Below are 16,423 nucleotides of genomic sequence, written 5' to 3' on the forward strand. Positions count from 1 at the left end.
GACTTAGCTAAAATCGCGCCCTTTTTTGGCAGCGATCGCCAAGCGTAAGCCATTTAAGCGGATAAAGCCTTCAGCATCTTGTTGGTTGTAAGAGCCTGCATCGTCTTCAAACGTGGCAATATTGGCATCAAACAATGACTTGTCTGATTTTCTGCCTACCACGATGACGTTGCCTTTGTACAGTTTGACGCGCACGGTGCCTTCAACGTCCTTTTGGCTTTCATCAATCAAGGCTTGCAGCATTTTGCGTTCAGGGCTCCACCAGTAGCCGTTATAGATGATTTCAGCATAGCGCGGCATTAATTCATCTTTGAGGTGCGCCGCCTCGCGGTCAAGGGTGATTGACTCAATCGCGCGGTGGGCTTTGAGCATGATCGTGCCTGCTGGGGTTTCGTAACAGCCGCGTGACTTCATACCGACATAGCGGTTTTCAACGATATCCAAACGTCCGATGCCATGTTTGCCGCCCAATTCATTGAGCGTCAAAAGCACTTCATGCGGAGCCAGTGGTTTACCATTGACAGCCACTACATCGCCATTTTTGTAGGTCAGCTCAACGTATTCAGGCTCATCGGGTGCTTGCTCAGGGCTGACTGTCCAACGCCACATAGACTCTTCAGCTTCGGTGTAGGGGTCTTCTAGCACGCCGCCTTCATACGAGATGTGCAGCAAGTTGGCATCCATCGAGTAGGGCGATTTTTTACCGCTTTTGGCAAAATCAATTGGGATATCATGCGCTTTGGCATAGTTCATCAAGGTTTCACGGCTGGTCAAATCCCAAATCCGCCATGGCGCGATGGTTTTAACATCGGGTGCCAATGCAGTCGCGCCCAGCTCAAAGCGCACTTGGTCGTTACCTTTACCTGTTGCGCCGTGAGAGATTGCGTCGGCATTGTGTTGTTTGGCGATTTCTACCAAACGCTTGGCAATCAGTGGACGCGCGATTGACGTACCCAGCAAGTACTCACCTTCATAAATGGCATTGGCGCGAAACATCGGGAAGACAAAATCACGCGCAAATTCTTCGCGTAAGTCTTCAATATAAATGTGTTTAACACCCATTGCCTGCGCTTTGGCGCGGGCAGGCTCGACTTCTTCGCCTTGACCTAAGTCTGCTGTAAAGGTGATCACCTCTGCGTCATAAGTATCTTGTAGCCAACGCAAAATCACTGAGGTGTCTAAGCCACCTGAGTAGGCCAACACGATGGTGTTGATGTTATCTTTGTTAATTTCTGCCATAAGTTCGTCCTCGCTAATTTTATTAGACGTTTATGAAACATCACACATTAAATCTAAAATGCATGACATCGCCATCTTGCACGATGTAGGTTTTGCCTTCAAGTCGCGCTTTACCTGCCGCTGCCGCGCCTTTTTCGCCGCTGTATTCGATGAAGTCATCAAACGCAATGACCTCAGCGCGGATAAAGCCGCGCTCAAAATCGGTGTGAATCACGCCTGCTGCCTCAGGTGCAGTCGCACCAACCTTGACTGCCCATGCGCGTACTTCTTTGACACCTGCGGTAAAATACGTTTGCATATCCAGCAGTTCATAACCTGCACGAATCACACGGTCAAGCCCTGCTTCACTCATGCCAAGACTTTCTAAAAACTCGGCTTTTTCTTCATCATCTAGTTGGGCGATTTCTGATTCTAACTGATTGCACAGCGGTACAACAATCGCGTTATCTTGCTCAGCAAATGCGCGCACCTGGTCAAGATACGGGTTATTCTCAAAGCCGTCTTCTGCCACGTTGGCAATATACATGACAGGCTTTAAGGTGATTAAGCCATAACTTTTGATCAGTTTTTTGGCATCATCATCAAGATTAGCTAGGCGCGCAGGTTTGCCATCTGCCAATAGTGGCTCGATTTTTTGAAAAATATCCAACATCGCCTTGGCATCTTTATCGCCACCTTTGGCTTTTTTGCCGACATTGACCATCGCGCGTGTCACCGCTTCTAAATCCGCCAACGCAAGCTCGGTGTTGATGGTTTCGATGTCATCCAAGGGACTGATGCGCCCATCAACATGAATCACGTTGTCATCATCAAAACAGCGCACCACGTGGGCAATAGCGTCGGTCTCACGGATATTTGCCAAAAATTGGTTGCCCATGCCTTCGCCCTTAGATGCACCTGCCACCAAGCCTGCGATATCGACAAACTCCATACTGGTTGGCACAACGCGCTCAGGGGATACGATTGCGGCAAGCTGCTGCAATCGTGGGTCGGGCACAGGCACGATGCCCGTGTTCGGGTCTTTGGTGCAAAATGGGAAGTTTTCCGCCGCGATACCTGCCTTGGTCAGCGCGTTAAATAGCGTGGATTTGCCGACATTGGGTAAGCCGACGATACCGCAATTAAAGCCCATGATTGTCTCACATTATTCAAAATAAAAACGACTGGTCGTGATGAATTAACGATGTAAACTATGCCTAACATAAAAAATGCAAAGTTGTAATTTTACATTGTAGCAAAATTGGGCATGAAAAATCTTGTTTGAGGTTGATTTTGACGCGATTTTCCTAATCCCTTATCTAAAACTGGCTTAAATAGTCAAGCTGTAAGTGTTACGAGCTTAATTAAGTACACTATAAACTTACGTCCGATACTCACATAAAATAATTAATGTAACAAAATATAAATATTTACCGTACAAAACTTTATGCTATAGCTTTATTTACTAGATAAGAAAGCTAAATTTAGCGATTAATGGTAAAAGATATCTATTTATAAATCAAATATTTTAATCATATAATATCTTTAAAAAATATTTATGTTATAGAGTATTAATTTAGTCTACAATATCACAACCGATAAATACTCTTATTTTTATATACAACATGATACACGCCAAACGTCGTATCATGTTATGTTTTTTATGAATATAGAGGAAAACTTGGTACATACAGTAGGCGATTTTATCAGAATGTGTGCGTTATAGGGTTATAGCTAGCTATATACATTGGGTATGTGGCTAAATTTAAATCAGGCACGTTGTTTATTTTTATTTCTTAACCTCGTAAATTTCATAAACAACATGCCAGCAAACAAACAGGACACAAACCATGACAGCAAAACAACCTAGCCCAGAAACGGGCAACCAACGTTTTAAAAAATTGGCAATCGTAGTGGGTATCGGTGCAGCTGCGCCTGTATTTGCGATGATGGGTTCAGCAATTAATGGTAGCATCAGCGACGACCAAGTCACAACGGCACCTGCCACCCAAGCTCTAAATGCCACCGGTAGCAATACCGCTGCTGTGAATGTTAATACGTCAGCTGCTACCAGCGCGTCTACTATGGCTGCGACAAACACAGCAGTCAATCAAGGCATAAAATATGAGACCTACCCACAAACCCCGCTATTGAATCCTGATTTGCCTGTGATTCACACCTCGCATCGTTCTGATCACATCAAACCCAATATTTTAAACCCATTCCCTGTGTGTAATTCAGGTGAAGATCGTCGTACCGTGGTTTATAACGTGTCAGATAACTGGTTGCCTGTTGGCACGATCTCAACCTACAACCAAACCACAGGTACTATTCCACTTAAACAAACCACGTCACGCTCGCAAACTATCTCGGTATCGGTCAATGGTAGCCAAACCGAAACCACCAGTGTAAACTTTGGTGGCAATGGCGGCGTGTCAAAAAATGGCGCGTCAGCAGGCGGGCAAACGGGCATCGCGTATTCATTGGCACGCACCATCGGTGGGCAAGCCTCGTATTCGCTGAGCTGGAATGTTGGGCAAGAGATTGGTCCTTACCAAATTCCTGCTGGCTACACGGGCGAGGCGACTTATGGTTTTCGTGCGGTCAATATGAACGGCACGCAGCAGTTTTGTAAGGCAAATGGCACATGGTCTACGCCAACCGCATGGCGTGCGTTTGTACCACTCAAAAATGAAGTACACGTCAAGCTATACGCCAATCAAGTGGATGCAGCCACTGCCGAGCAAACCCCCGATTGGAATTACGTCGCACCAATGCCAAAACCTGCCACAGGCGTGGATATGACTCAACCAAATCAAGCCTTGGCAGCGGACTTACAACCATACCTGACCGTATCAAGTGCCAAAGCCGTTGGTTTTGCAGGTGCAACTGCACTACATGTCAAAAACGTGGGCACCGAGCGTTATTATGGTGAATTCCCCGTGGTCAGCTTCTTGGTTGAAGTCAAAACTGCAAACGGCCCTCAAGGGGTAGATCGTGTGATCACACCACACTGGTTCCATGGCGCGTATGTGCAGGATTTGGGTTTCAACCGTGAGACCTCAACCCGTGCATTCTTGGTAACTTTGTCAAATCCAATCGAGAAGGGCGAGGATGTGATGCTAGCGTCATTTAACTTCAATGATGGCTTGACCAAATTGGGACGCTTGCAAAACTATATCACCGTGTCGCAAATTGGACGCATTGCAGGCGATACCAGCTACTACAATGACACGTTGGTTGATTCACGCACAACGACGCTTGATGACTTTGGCAACAAAATCCAAGGTTTGTTCTAAGCATTTAGTGCAGTTAGAATGTAGTTTATTGTATAGCAACAAAACAGCAGTCCAAATAGGCTGCTGTTTTGTTTTGACGGCTGTTTAACACAGGATAAAAAACCGCCCGATTCTTAAATTTTTCTACATTTAATCAAATAAATTTCAGCATTCACGCTTGCGATTAAGCTATGCTATAATCGATGCTTGCTTATTTTGACCCCATAATTCGAGAGCTGCCTATGTCTGCGCCCCGTTCCCCTGCGTCACTTGACGCGCTTGGTTTAAGCCATCAGCCGCGCAAACGCTTTGGGCAAAATTTTTTGCATGATGCTGGCGTGATTGGGCAAATTGTTGATGCCATCGCACCAAACCCCGACGATCTGCTACTAGAGATTGGTCCGGGCATGGGGGCGTTGACCGAACCGCTACTAGATGGCGTCAAGCGTTTGACAGTGGTGGAGCTTGATACCGATTTGGCAGACAGTCTGCGGATTCGAATTGGCGCAAACAGCCACACGGGGCTAACGATTGTCAAAGCCAACGCATTGCAGGTCGATTACCGCGCGTTGTATCGCGATATGGCAGCGGCGGCTGGTTTGGAGCCGACTAAGCAGGACAAAAAGCTGCGCGTGGTAGGTAACTTGCCGTACAATATTTCAACGCCGCTGTTGTTTTATTTGATTGGCTTTGCCGATGTCATCGATGATATGCATTTTATGCTACAAAAAGAAGTCGTTGAGCGCATTACCGCCGCGCCCGATAGCGCAGAATATGGGCGGCTATCGGTGATGATGCAATATTACTGTGACACCGAATACCTGCTAACTGTGCCAAACGGTGCGTTTCGTCCTGCACCTAAGGTGACCAGTGCGGTATTTCGCTTGCGTCCATACCGTGACAAACCCTTAATAGCACGTGATGAGGCGTTATTTGCCCATGTTGTGCGTGAAGCATTTAACCATCGGCGTAAAAGCCTGCGCGCGATTTTTAAAAAACCTGCCAATCTGCCCAGTGTGTCAGAGACACAGCTTGAACAAATCGGACTTGCGCCGATGGCACGCCCCGAAAATTTGAACGTGGCTGATTTTGTGCAGCTAAGTGATGCCATAACAGAGTTGGCGTAAACTGTTGAATTAAGCCAGTATTATTAAATATTTTGACCTATTGATATAAGGAAACAGCGAGCCTATGGCGCAATTTCGACACCAGTATGTAATTGGCGATTTGCAAGGTTGTTATGGTGATTTGTTGGCATTGCTCAAACGCCTAGACTTTGATGTCCGTCAAGACAAGGTGTGGTTTGCAGGCGATATCGTGGCGCGGGGTGATGACTCATTAGGTACATTGCGCTTTGTCAAAGAACTGTGCGAGCAAGGCGCGGCAGAGATGGTGCTTGGCAACCACGATATTAATCTGTTGGCGGTGTGGCGTGGCGCAATCAAAATCAAGAAAAAAGACCGTACCCAGCCGATTTTTGACGCACCCGATTGCGATAAGCTGCTAAACTGGCTGCGTCATCAGCCTGTCATGTTGTTTCCAACCGCGGACACGGTATTGGTGCATGCAGGTATTCCGCCGAATTGGAGTATTGAGGCGGCGCATTGTCGCGCGCTTGAGCTACACACCCAGCTACAAAGCAGCCTATGGCAGCTTGATCGCCTTTTGCCCGAGCTCTACAGCAGTGCGGTGGCAGGTTGGTCGGATAGTCTTACAGGCTATCAGCGCATTCGTATGATTTGCAATTACTTCACCCGTATGCGCTTGTGTCAAGCCGATGGCACGTTAGAGTTTAGCTTCAAATCCAGTCTAGATGACACCATGCCGACAGGGTTTCGCCCGTGGTTTGAGTGGCAGGTGGCGCGTGAGCGTAAGATTTTGTTTGGGCATTGGGCGGCACTCAAGGCACGCGTTGATACCGATGACGTACGCGCTACTGACGCAGGCTGTGTGTGGGGCGGCAACTTAATGGCATATCGGCTTGAAGATGAAAAAGTGATTTGCCACAGCTGCAAGCCAAAACAATAACACCAACCCAAACTGTGTTTAGCTTAGCAATGCCAAAAAATCTGTTGGCAGTCGTGTGGGGCGTAGCCGCCCTGTTTGTGGATGTTTTTGTACACAAACTAAGGTGATTTGCGCGTCACACAAACACATCTGCTCAACAAAAATTGCCTGCATAAGGCTCAAACTGGCAGCCTTGGCGATACAGCTTTGCACAGTTACGGTCAAAAGGCTATCAAGCAATAGCGGCGCGTGATAATGTACCTCAGCATGCTGAACCACAAATTGGGTGTGCGCTAGGTGATCGGACGCGGTATGAGTAGCAGTAGGTTCGGCGGCGTGAGCCGCACTGTGGTCGGCATAAAAATAGCTGGCAAGCCCACGTTCGCGCAGCCAATCGCGGCGTACCCATTCAAAGAATTTTAAATTTTTCTTTATCGTAGATAAAAAGTCATCTGAATAATATCGGCAGCTAGCTCAATATTCAGGCAGGATTGGGGATATCAACAAACGTCACCGCCAAGCCCAGCATATCGCACAAATACTCGCCTAGTGCCTGTATGCCGCCGCGCTCGGTAGCGTGGTGCCCACAAGCAAAGTAATCCAAGCCCAATTCACGCGCCTGATGGGTTGTGCGCTCAGAGATTTCACCTGAGATATACGCATCACAGCCCATCTTGGCGGCTTGTTCAATCATATCTTGTGCCCCACCTGTGCAAATGCCGATACGTTGTAGTGTCGCGCGCCCACTGGCAATATGCAGCGGCTGACGTGCCAGTACGCTGGCAATGTTGGCGGTAAATTCGGCAGGCGTGATGGGTGCAGGTAGGCTTGCGATATCGCCAATCGGGTGTTTTTGGGTTGGGTATAGTGGCTCAACAAGTGTTAAACCCAATGCACGCGCCAGTTGCACGTTGTTGCCGACCACGCGGTGCGCGTCTAGCGGCAGATGATACGCCAGCAGTGAGATGCCATGCTGCATGAGTTTGCGCACACGCGTGCCTTTCATACCTGTCAAGGGCGCAGGTTCGCCTTTCCAAAAATAGCCGTGGTGCACCAAGATTGCTTGCGCGTCCTCGGTAATCGCCGCGTCAATCAAGGCTTCACACGCGGTCACGCCCGTGACGATACGCGCAATCGGTACGCCTGCATCCACTTGCAGCCCGTTGGGGCAGTAATCATCAAACGCGCTGACTTGTAGGTAATCGTCCAAAAAATCGGCAAGCATGGTTGGGTTTAAAGGTAATTGGTTGGTTTGGCTTGGAGCAAAAGTTGGCATGATAAGATCTTAACAGTTATTTGGGTAGTTTACTGGCGGTGTCGGTATCAGGTTTGGTTTGTCCCGATTGTTCGGCTGCTTGTTGGGCAGCCTGTTTGGCGGCTTGTTTTTCGGCGGCCTTTTCTTTAAGCTCTTGTTTTTTCTGCTCAACCTCTAGCGGCGTGAGTTTTTGGGCAGGTGTGTCAGCTGTCGTCGATGTGGCGGCTGAGCTGGGCGTATGCTGAGCTTCGGTTTTGGCAGATGGTTTGTTTTTTTGCTCGGCGGCTTTGCGCTCAACGGGTTCATCGTCATAGATAATGCGCCCGTCTGCGTCAATCAGTGCGTATTTCATCGGCTCTTTACGTGGTAAAAAGAAGTCCAACGGTTGAGTAATGAAGTGTGTGGCGACCATATCCAGCAGGTTTTTCCACTCAAACACCTTGACATTGCGTGCGCGCAGGGCGGTGAGCAGTGCTAGCGAAAAGCTGACCAACAAATTGACCAAACCGATCAGCACCACGCCTAAAAAACTGACAAAAATCAATCCCAAATCAGGCATCACGCCTGTGTTGGTATAGATATTAAACAAACCGTGACTAAAGTTTGCCGATGCAAACGCAATGTGGCGGATATCCAACGGCAAGCCCAAAATCGTACCAATGGTTGCCGTACTGCCCAAGCACACGCCAAAAATGAAGTTACTCATAATCGCGCCGAGGTTTTGCTCAATAAAACTGGCAAATTTTTCCACCCGTATGGTTGATAGATGACGATTAAGCCACGGATGGTGGCGAATACGCGCGCCGATTTTGTTGTGTACCGCCAAATTGTCGTAGTAGCCTGCAATCAGCCCCGAAATATACAGATACACACCAGCGATGGCAGCATGAAAAATCGCCAACGAGGTAAACGGGTTGAGGTCATGTAGCAGGTGGTCAGCCTTACCATAGCCGATAATCGGCGTGCCAAAACCGTAATACCACACCACCGAAATCAGCAACGCCAGCGGCATGGCAATCGAGATATTGCCCAAAATAGCGATAAACTGTGTGCGCATGATGTCCACGACCAGTTCGGCAAGTTTTGCCAGTTGCGTCGCCTTGCGCCCTGAAGTTTCTGAAATCGTTGAGGCAATCGCGGCGGCGGTCATGGCAGGCTGTTTGGTGGCGACCGTGCCGCCGATGATATGAATCAGTACAAAGCCCAAGCCATAGATCATGCTGTTCATAAATGCAGTGCCAAACAGTGACAGCGCAAGTTTTGAGCCCAAAATTTTAATGGTTGCCATGATGCCAATCAGCACACCGCCCAAGGCGGCTTTTTTGTACATCTTGCGATAGCCGCGTTTGTCGGTGCTGATATAATGTTCACCGACCTTACTGGCGTTGTCGGTGACTTTGCGCGATAGCAGCGCGGTATTGGAGGCGAGCAGATAACGTACGCTGATTTGGCGATACGCGCCCTCATACAGCGTGTGCATCAGCTCAATGAGCGCACGGCGTTCGGCGTTTGGGCGTTCAGACAGTAGCATGATCAGCAGCTCAAGCCGCTCAACGCTTTGCTCAAGGCGCACCATGCGGTTGGTACCGCGTACGGTCACCCCAGTTTTGTGGATGCGGCGGCGAATGTTTTGCACCAGACGCTCAATTTGCTCGACCAGTACCAAGATTTGACTGGGGTCGGCAGGGTGTTGTGGCAAAGGCGCGTCATTTGCCGCCAGCACGCTTGTTTCATAAGCATTGGCAAATTCGCGCACCTCATAGGTCAGCTCAATAAACGCTTGTGGGTCATCGGCAGGTTGCGGAAATGCTTCCATCATCTCGCGGTGTAGCCCCGTGCCGCTGATACGGTGAGCCAGTACAATGATCGCGCGCAAGATATTGGCGCGTAAGCTATTCATGATTGATTCTTGACCATCAGGCACATGCAGCAGCAAAGACAATCGCAGCCAGTTTTGCGTATCGACCAATTCAATCCACTGTCGGGTGGCACTGCTTGAAAACAGCCGATAAAACACATACACCAAGTCTTTGTCATCGGGCGCAGGCGGCAGCAGGCGATAGCCAATCAAGCCATAAAATTCTGCAAAAAAACTGTTATCTGCTAAAATACCCATGTCAGTATACAAACTGACTTGGCGATAACGCGCAATCAGTGTCAGTAGGTACAGGCATAGCTTGTCGGCAAGCATGGGGTGGTCACGCAGTAGATCAATCAGCACGCCAATGTTAGCATTTGCTGCTTTGGGTGTGTGCGCACCGCGTTGTAGCAGTAAAATAAGCTGTTTAAATAAGTCAATCGTTGGTGTAGCAGCTTGTTCGGCAATCTCGTTAAGCAGTGCTAGCACCTGTTGGCGAAACGGTGACATGACTTGCAGCCCCGCGTCGGCGGCGAGCGCACGGTTTGGCGCGCTATGTGGACGGCTAGCGGATTTGATGTTGAGTGTAGGCGCAGCTTTGCCTTTGCCGCTATTGGGTTTGGGCGCGTCGGTCTTTGCTGCCTTGGGCTGTTCGGGTTTATTTTGCAATCGGCACCTCAATCCATTACCGTCACTATTTTGCCAAACTCTTATTGGCTATTTTTTTGTTAAAAACCGCTAGGAAAAATCGCCATATAGGCAAGTTTTGGCTATTCTAAAGGCTAGGCAAGGCGTTGTCATGCGTTTCTTACAAAATGGCAGGCAATTTTGCAACAATTTTTGCTAAGAGCGTGGCAGGCGTTTGGGTAACATCAGCCAGCTAAAAGAACTAAAATAAACGGGCAAAAAAGCTTATCCTTGCATTTGCCCTTATCCGCTACACACCACAACCACACAGGATCATATTGCATGAGCGCAGCCGATTTGCCGCTTACCTATGCTGTCTATCAGCCCGACCCCGTGCCCGATACGTTATATCGGCATTGGCTATTTGGTGAGCTGTACCCATGGCAAGTGACGGCGTGGGAGTATTTGACGGGTCAGTTTGGGCGTTTGCCGCACGCGATGTTGTTTGCAGGCGTGGCAGGCATTGGTAAACGCGCGTTGGTATATCGGTTTGTAGCGTGGGCGTTGTGCTACAATAAACCCGCTGACCCACACGCACCTGCTTGCGGACACTGCGACAGCTGCCAATGGCTAATCGCCCAAACCCATCCCAACCTGTACCGCGTGCCTGCAGCTGCCCAGCCCATCGACACCGCCGACCCAACCAGTACGATCACCACAAACAAACGCCGCAGCAAAAAGATCGCTGAAAACACTGCAGCCACCCAGCCAAAAACTGACAAACCTGTTGATTTGACCATCAAAATTGACGATATTCGCGCAATGCAGCCGTTTGTGCAGCAATCTAGCGCAGGTAGGCGTTTTGTTGTCATTCATCACGCTGAGGGCATGACCCTTGCCGCTGCCAACAGCTTGCTAAAAACCCTCGAAGAGCCTGCCGCGCAGGTGCTGATTTGTGTGTTGTCTGACCAACCTGCCAAACTACTGCCGACGATTCGCTCACGCTTGCAGCGCGTTGCCATTCACTACATCAGCGCTGAGCAATCGCTGGCAACCATGCGCACACTAATCGCGCATTTGCCCGACACGCATCCGCTCAAAAATCGCCAAACCCAAGAGCTGGTGCAGCTCAACGCGCTATCAGGCCATGCACCATGGCAAGCACTGGCGATGCTAGATAGCGACTGGTATGACCAACGCCAAACGTGGATTATTAGCTGGCAAGCCTTACGCAGCGGCAAGCGCAGTCCAATTCAAGCCAGTGACTACTGGCAAAAAACTTTGGCATTGGGCGATTTTTTGGCATTATCGCAGCTGCTACTCACTGAAATCGGCAACCAAATCAGCGGACTTGGCTTGCAGCAAGCAGATTTGCGTTGGGAGCGGCTACAACCTGTGCCAACGCTTGCCGCCATTAACACGCTGCAAACCGTCATTCATGACATTTGGCAGGATAAACGGCAAAACATACAAGACAAATTGTGCTATGATAAGTTAATGATAGCGTTACAACAGCATTAAGTAAATTTTTAAACAGACTGTATACACGGCATGCGACCAACATGCAGCCATCGATCACCTAAACCAGCGATAATCATTCTTAGCCAATAACCATCAATAGCCAAATTGACAACCCCAAGGAGTCGTGACATGGCAATGCCTACGCGTGGTGGGATTACCACGATCAACTACGACACGTTAGACAAACTATATGCCAGCTATTTGCCATTTATCCAAAATGGCGCGATTTTTGTGCCCAGCAATCAACAGCAGCAACTCGGCGCACAGGTGTTTGTCGCCATCACATTGCCTGACAGCAGCGAACGGCTACCACTCAACGGTAAAGTGGTGTGGATCACCCACCGCGCACAAGCCCAACGCCCTGCAGGTTACGCGCTGCAACTTGGCAAAGATGAAGCGGGTATGCGAATTAAAAATGAAATCGAACGTCTGCTAGCAGGGCAGGTCAATGCCGCCAAACCGACGTTTACGCTGTAGTGCTGATCGACCAAGCAAATGTTATCCAAAGGCGCGCTCAGCGTCTTTTTATTTGCTTTTATCCACAGATTTTTGTCGCAGTGCATTGTCCAAACACATGATAACGGTTATAATGTTGCACTATTTTTGGTTGGCATTTGTTGCAGTGAATTTGACAAGACCATGCCAAATCAAAATGTTTTGTAAAAATAAGAGGTTATCGCATGTCACCAATAGGTGTGCCACAAAAGCTTCCTGTGATTGCTATTGATGGCGCAAGCGGTGCAGGCAAGGGCACGCTGACCAGTCGTTTAGCCGATGCATTAGGCTACACTATGTTGGACTCAGGCGCGTTGTATCGCATTGTTGGCTTGAGCGCGGCGCAGGCAGGTTTGCTCAATGACACGCCGTTAGACGAGCAGGCGCTTGCGCGGCTGGCACGCAGCATTGATATCAAATTTTTGCCGCCACAAGCAGGCAGTGAGCACATCAGCGTGTGGGTTGATGGGCAGGATGTGAGCCGTGATATTCGTAGCGAGCAAGTCGGCGCGTATGCCTCACAGGTGGCGGTATTTGGTGAGGTACGCGCCGCATTGTTGGCACTGCAGCAGAACATGGCACTAGCAGGCGATAAAAATTATCGCGGCGTGGTCGCTGATGGGCGTGATATGGGCACGGTGGTATTTCCTGATGCTGCCTTAAAGATTTTTTTGGTAGCAAGCCCACAGGCACGCGCCGAACGCCGTGTCAAGCAGCTACAGGCAGCAGGGCAGGAGGCGGATTTTGCCACAGTGCTTGAAAATCTGATTGCCCGTGATACGCGTGACAGTGCACGTGCCGTTGCCCCTGCCAAGCCTGCTGATGACGCAATCGTGCTTGACAGCTCAACGCTAGATGCCGATGCGGTGTTTGCCCACGTGTGGCAGTTATGCCTTGCGCGTGGATTGGCACCTGCTGATGCCAAACCCGATCACAGCCACCAGATTTAGCCGATCAATATTTTTTTGCTAAATCAGTAGGATAGGCTTGATTTTTGGCAATTTGGGCTTATTTAAAGTTTCTTAAAGATTGTTTGTGTGCTAAATTTTCTGACCGTTTTACGCTGGCAAAACCAGCAATATCGCGTGACGCGGTCATCATCTGAACCGTACTGTGCTGGACAGGCTACGGCGAATCAAAGGTAAATTGTATGATGGAATCATTTGCTGAACTGTTTGAAGCCAGCCAAGCTCAGACCCCAACTGTTGAGCGCGGCGCGGTCATCAGCGGTGAAGTGGTAGCGATTGACAACGATTGGATCACGGTCGATACGGGTCTTAAATCTGAAGGTATCGTTGATCGTAGCGAATTTTTGAACGAAGATGGCGATCTTGAAGTTGCTGTCGGCGATCAAGTACAAGTGGTGGTCGATGCCGTTGATAACGGTATGGGTCAAACCGTGTTGTCACGCGAAAAAGCCAAACGTGCTGAGACTTGGAACAAGCTAGAAGAACAGTTTAACAACGACGAAATCGTTACGGGCGTTATCTCTGGCAAAGTCAAAGGTGGCTTCACCGTTGATATCGGTTCAGTGCGTGCATTCCTGCCTGGTTCATTGGTAGATACCCGTCCTGTGCGTGATACCACCCACCTTGAAGGCAAACCACTTGAGTTTAAGGTCATCAAACTTGACCAAAAACGCAACAACGTGGTTGTTAGCCGCCGTGCGGTCATGGAAGCTGAAAACTCAGCAGAACGCGAAGAATTGTTAAACAGCCTACACGAAGGTCAAGTTATTGACGGCGTGGTGAAAAACCTAACCGACTACGGTGCGTTTGTTGATTTGGGCGGCATTGACGGCTTGCTACACATCACAGATATGGCATGGCGCCGTGTGAAGCACCCATCTGAAGTGGTCGAAGTGGGTCAAGAACTGAAAGTCAAAGTCTTGAAATTTGACCGTGAGCGCAACCGCGTAAGCCTAGGTCTAAAACAACTGGGCGAAGATCCATGGCATGACGTATTGAACAAGTATCCAAAAGGTACCAACGTCAAAGCGCGTGTAACCAACTTGACTGACTACGGCTGCTTTGCTGAAATCGCTGATGGCGTAGAAGGCTTGGTGCACGTATCAGAGATGGATCACACCAACAAAAACATCCACCCATCAAAAGTGGTACAAGTAGGCGATGAGATCACCGTTCAAATCTTGGACATCGATGAAGAACGCCGCCGTATCAGCCTAGGTATCAAACAAACCATGCCAAACCCATGGGAAGAGTTTGACAAAAACCACCAAAAAGGCGATCGCGTAAGCGGTGTGATTAAATCAATCACTGACTTTGGGATCTTCATCGGTCTTGAAGGCGGTATCGATGGCTTGGTGCACCTATCTGACCTATCATGGACAGAAAATGGTGAAGATGCCATCCGCAACTACAACAAAGGCGACACAGTCGACGCTGTTGTATTGGGTGTAGACGCAGAAGCCAACCGTATCAGTCTAGGTATCAAACAACTTAATAGCGATCCATTCAACGAGTATCTGCTGGCTCATGACCGTGGTGCCATCGTTAAAGGTACGATCAGTGAAGTGGACGCCAAAGGCGCAAAAGTTCACTTGGCTGATGAAGTCGAAGGCTATGTCCGTGCATCAGACATCCAACAAGAGCGTGTGGATGATGCCAGCACCGTGCTACAAGTGGGTCAAGAAATCGAAGCCAAAATCGTTGGCGTAGACCGCAAATCACGTAGCATCAGCTTGTCAATGAAAGCCAAAGATGAAGCTGAACAACGTGACGCGATTAAAGCGTTGAGCGCGAATAACGCCGCCGAAGTTGCACCTCGTACCATCGGTGACTTGATTAAAGAGCAGCAAAACAACCAATAATTGCTGTGAATTAGTCAAAATAAAAAACCGTCCTTTTATAGGGGACGGTTTTTTTATCATCCGTTGCCGTAAAACCACCGACTTTAGGCGGTGGATATAAGGCAACTCCGAAACCATGCCTACACACAGAAACTTATTAAATATGTTAAACTAACCCCATGAAAACCCTCAAGCTACGCATAAAAGACAAACACACAGACCAACTAAACCGCCTAAGCGGTTCGGTCAATTTTGTGTGGAACTATGTCAATGACTTGAGTTACAAATACCTGCAAAAAACAGGCAAATTCTTTAGTGCCTATGACCTAAACGAATACACCAAAGGTAGCGGTGAACTGCTAGGCTTGCATTCTCAAACCATACAAGCCATTAACGAAACTCACGCCAAATCGCGACGCCAATTCAAAAAGGCTAAACTTAACTGGCGAACCAACAACCCAAAGGCAAAGCGTAAAAGCCTAGGTTGGATTCCATTTAAGCAATCCGCAATCAAATTACTGGCTACCCATCAGACGGGTAAAAAAGGCTTAAAATCAACCTTACAGCTTAGTTTAGCCAAAGGACAGAAGCTCATCATCGACCTATGGGACAGCTACAATCTTGCCTTGTATGACCTCAATACGGTTGAAGTGGTGCAAGACAGCCGTAACCGTTGGTATGCGTGTATCACCGTCAAAGAATACCCAAAACAGCAATGTGGTACAGGTAGTATCGGCATAGACTTAGGGCTTAAAGACAGTGCCACCACCTCAAACGGTGACAAACTCACCATCAAACAGACGCTAAAATATGCTAAAGACTTAGCCCTTGCCCAACGAGCCAAAAACAAACAACGTGTCAAAGCGATTCATGCCAAAATCAAAAACACACGCCAAGACCTCATCCACAAATTCACCACAGGGCTAGTCAAAGACAATGCCCTAATCGTGGTCGGTGATGTTAAAACCACCCAATTTAGCCGTAAAAAAGGCAAACTAGCCAAAAGCGTATATGACGCAGGTTGGTTTGAACTCAAACGCCAACTGACCTACAAATGCAAGCATGCAGGTTGCCGTTTTGAAATCGTAAATGAGAAATACACTACCCAAACTTGCTCGTGCTGTGGCGATATGTCCAGTAGTCCAAAAGGTAGAGCAGGTCTTGGAATAAGAGAATGGTCTTGTGCAAAGTGTGGCACATGGCATGATAGAGATATTAATGCTAGTAAGAACATTCTTGCGGTCGGGCTTGACCGTCTTGTAGAAGGAATCCCCTCACTTTAGGGAGGGGAGGAAGTCAAGTCAGGTGTTTTTGATAACAAGCTGTTACAGGTCAATCGCTGTTTAGCATAAACT

At 48.5% G+C, this 16,423-nt stretch carries 13 protein-coding genes; 8 read left to right on the forward strand and 5 right to left on the reverse strand.

The window, feature by feature from the left end:
• Positions 1 to 3 precede the first annotated feature (3 nt).
• Positions 4 to 1,239 (reverse strand): argininosuccinate synthase, encoded by a 1,236-nt coding sequence (locus MA2_RS01915; protein WP_067055697.1) that lies wholly within the window; start codon positions 1,237 to 1,239, stop codon positions 4 to 6.
• Between the two features lie 40 nt (positions 1,240 to 1,279).
• Positions 1,280 to 2,371, reverse strand: a complete 1,092-nt coding sequence (ychF, locus tag MA2_RS01920; protein WP_067055700.1) for a redox-regulated ATPase YchF — start codon at positions 2,369 to 2,371, stop codon at positions 1,280 to 1,282.
• Between the two features lie 697 nt (positions 2,372 to 3,068).
• On the opposite strand from ychF, the gene MA2_RS01925 reads away from it, so the two are divergent.
• From MA2_RS01925 to MA2_RS01935, 3 genes are all read left to right on the forward strand, one after another.
• Complete coding sequence (locus MA2_RS01925) at positions 3,069 to 4,517, forward strand: hypothetical protein (protein ID WP_211269842.1); 1,449 nt, start codon at positions 3,069 to 3,071, stop codon at positions 4,515 to 4,517.
• A gap of 221 nt (positions 4,518 to 4,738) precedes the next feature.
• On the forward strand, positions 4,739 to 5,623 hold the full coding sequence (rsmA, locus tag MA2_RS01930; protein ID WP_067055720.1) for a 16S rRNA (adenine(1518)-N(6)/adenine(1519)-N(6))-dimethyltransferase RsmA: 885 nt from the start codon (positions 4,739 to 4,741) through the stop codon (positions 5,621 to 5,623).
• Between the two features lie 64 nt (positions 5,624 to 5,687).
• Positions 5,688 to 6,524 carry a symmetrical bis(5'-nucleosyl)-tetraphosphatase gene (locus MA2_RS01935; protein WP_067055724.1) on the forward strand — a complete coding sequence of 279 codons (837 nt, stop codon included), beginning with the start codon at positions 5,688 to 5,690 and terminating at the stop codon, positions 6,522 to 6,524.
• Between the two features lie 18 nt (positions 6,525 to 6,542).
• Here MA2_RS01935 and MA2_RS01940 read toward each other — a convergent pair whose 3' ends face one another.
• The 3 genes from MA2_RS01940 to MA2_RS01950 form a co-directional block, all read right to left on the reverse strand.
• Positions 6,543 to 6,782 carry an acyl-CoA thioesterase gene (locus MA2_RS01940; protein WP_067055727.1) on the reverse strand — a complete coding sequence of 80 codons (240 nt, stop codon included), beginning with the start codon at positions 6,780 to 6,782 and terminating at the stop codon, positions 6,543 to 6,545.
• A 202-nt stretch (positions 6,783 to 6,984) separates the two neighbouring features.
• Positions 6,985 to 7,779 (reverse strand): Nif3-like dinuclear metal center hexameric protein, encoded by a 795-nt coding sequence (locus MA2_RS01945; protein WP_373279745.1) that lies wholly within the window; start codon positions 7,777 to 7,779, stop codon positions 6,985 to 6,987.
• Between the two features lie 16 nt (positions 7,780 to 7,795).
• Positions 7,796 to 10,126 carry a site-specific recombinase gene (locus MA2_RS01950; RefSeq protein WP_079352010.1) on the reverse strand — a complete coding sequence of 777 codons (2,331 nt, stop codon included), beginning with the start codon at positions 10,124 to 10,126 and terminating at the stop codon, positions 7,796 to 7,798.
• 459 nt (positions 10,127 to 10,585) lie between these two features.
• Between MA2_RS01950 and MA2_RS01955 the strand changes: the two genes are divergently transcribed.
• The 5 genes from MA2_RS01955 (at position 10,586) to MA2_RS01975 (ending at position 16,351) form a co-directional block, all read left to right on the forward strand.
• Positions 10,586 to 11,764: a DNA polymerase III delta subunit-related protein gene (locus tag MA2_RS01955; RefSeq protein WP_067055730.1), complete on the forward strand. Its 1,179-nt coding sequence runs from the start codon at positions 10,586 to 10,588 to the stop codon at positions 11,762 to 11,764.
• Positions 11,765 to 11,893: 129 nt separating this feature from the next.
• Positions 11,894 to 12,241 (forward strand): PilZ domain-containing protein, encoded by a 348-nt coding sequence (locus MA2_RS01960; RefSeq protein WP_067055733.1) that lies wholly within the window; start codon positions 11,894 to 11,896, stop codon positions 12,239 to 12,241.
• A gap of 203 nt (positions 12,242 to 12,444) precedes the next feature.
• On the forward strand, positions 12,445 to 13,209 hold the full coding sequence (gene cmk, locus MA2_RS01965; protein ID WP_067055736.1) for a (d)CMP kinase: 765 nt from the start codon (positions 12,445 to 12,447) through the stop codon (positions 13,207 to 13,209).
• 200 nt (positions 13,210 to 13,409) lie between these two features.
• On the forward strand, positions 13,410 to 15,089 hold the full coding sequence (rpsA, locus tag MA2_RS01970) for a 30S ribosomal protein S1 (RefSeq protein ID WP_211269841.1): 1,680 nt from the start codon (positions 13,410 to 13,412) through the stop codon (positions 15,087 to 15,089).
• 158 nt (positions 15,090 to 15,247) lie between these two features.
• Positions 15,248 to 16,351, forward strand: coding sequence for an RNA-guided endonuclease InsQ/TnpB family protein (locus MA2_RS01975; protein WP_067055742.1), 1,104 nt, complete (start codon positions 15,248 to 15,250; stop codon positions 16,349 to 16,351).
• Positions 16,352 to 16,423 lie beyond the last annotated feature (72 nt).

The sequence above is a fragment of the Moraxella atlantae NBRC 14588 genome, assembly GCF_001591265.1.
Lineage (GTDB): Bacteria > Pseudomonadota > Gammaproteobacteria > Pseudomonadales > Moraxellaceae > Faucicola > Faucicola atlantae.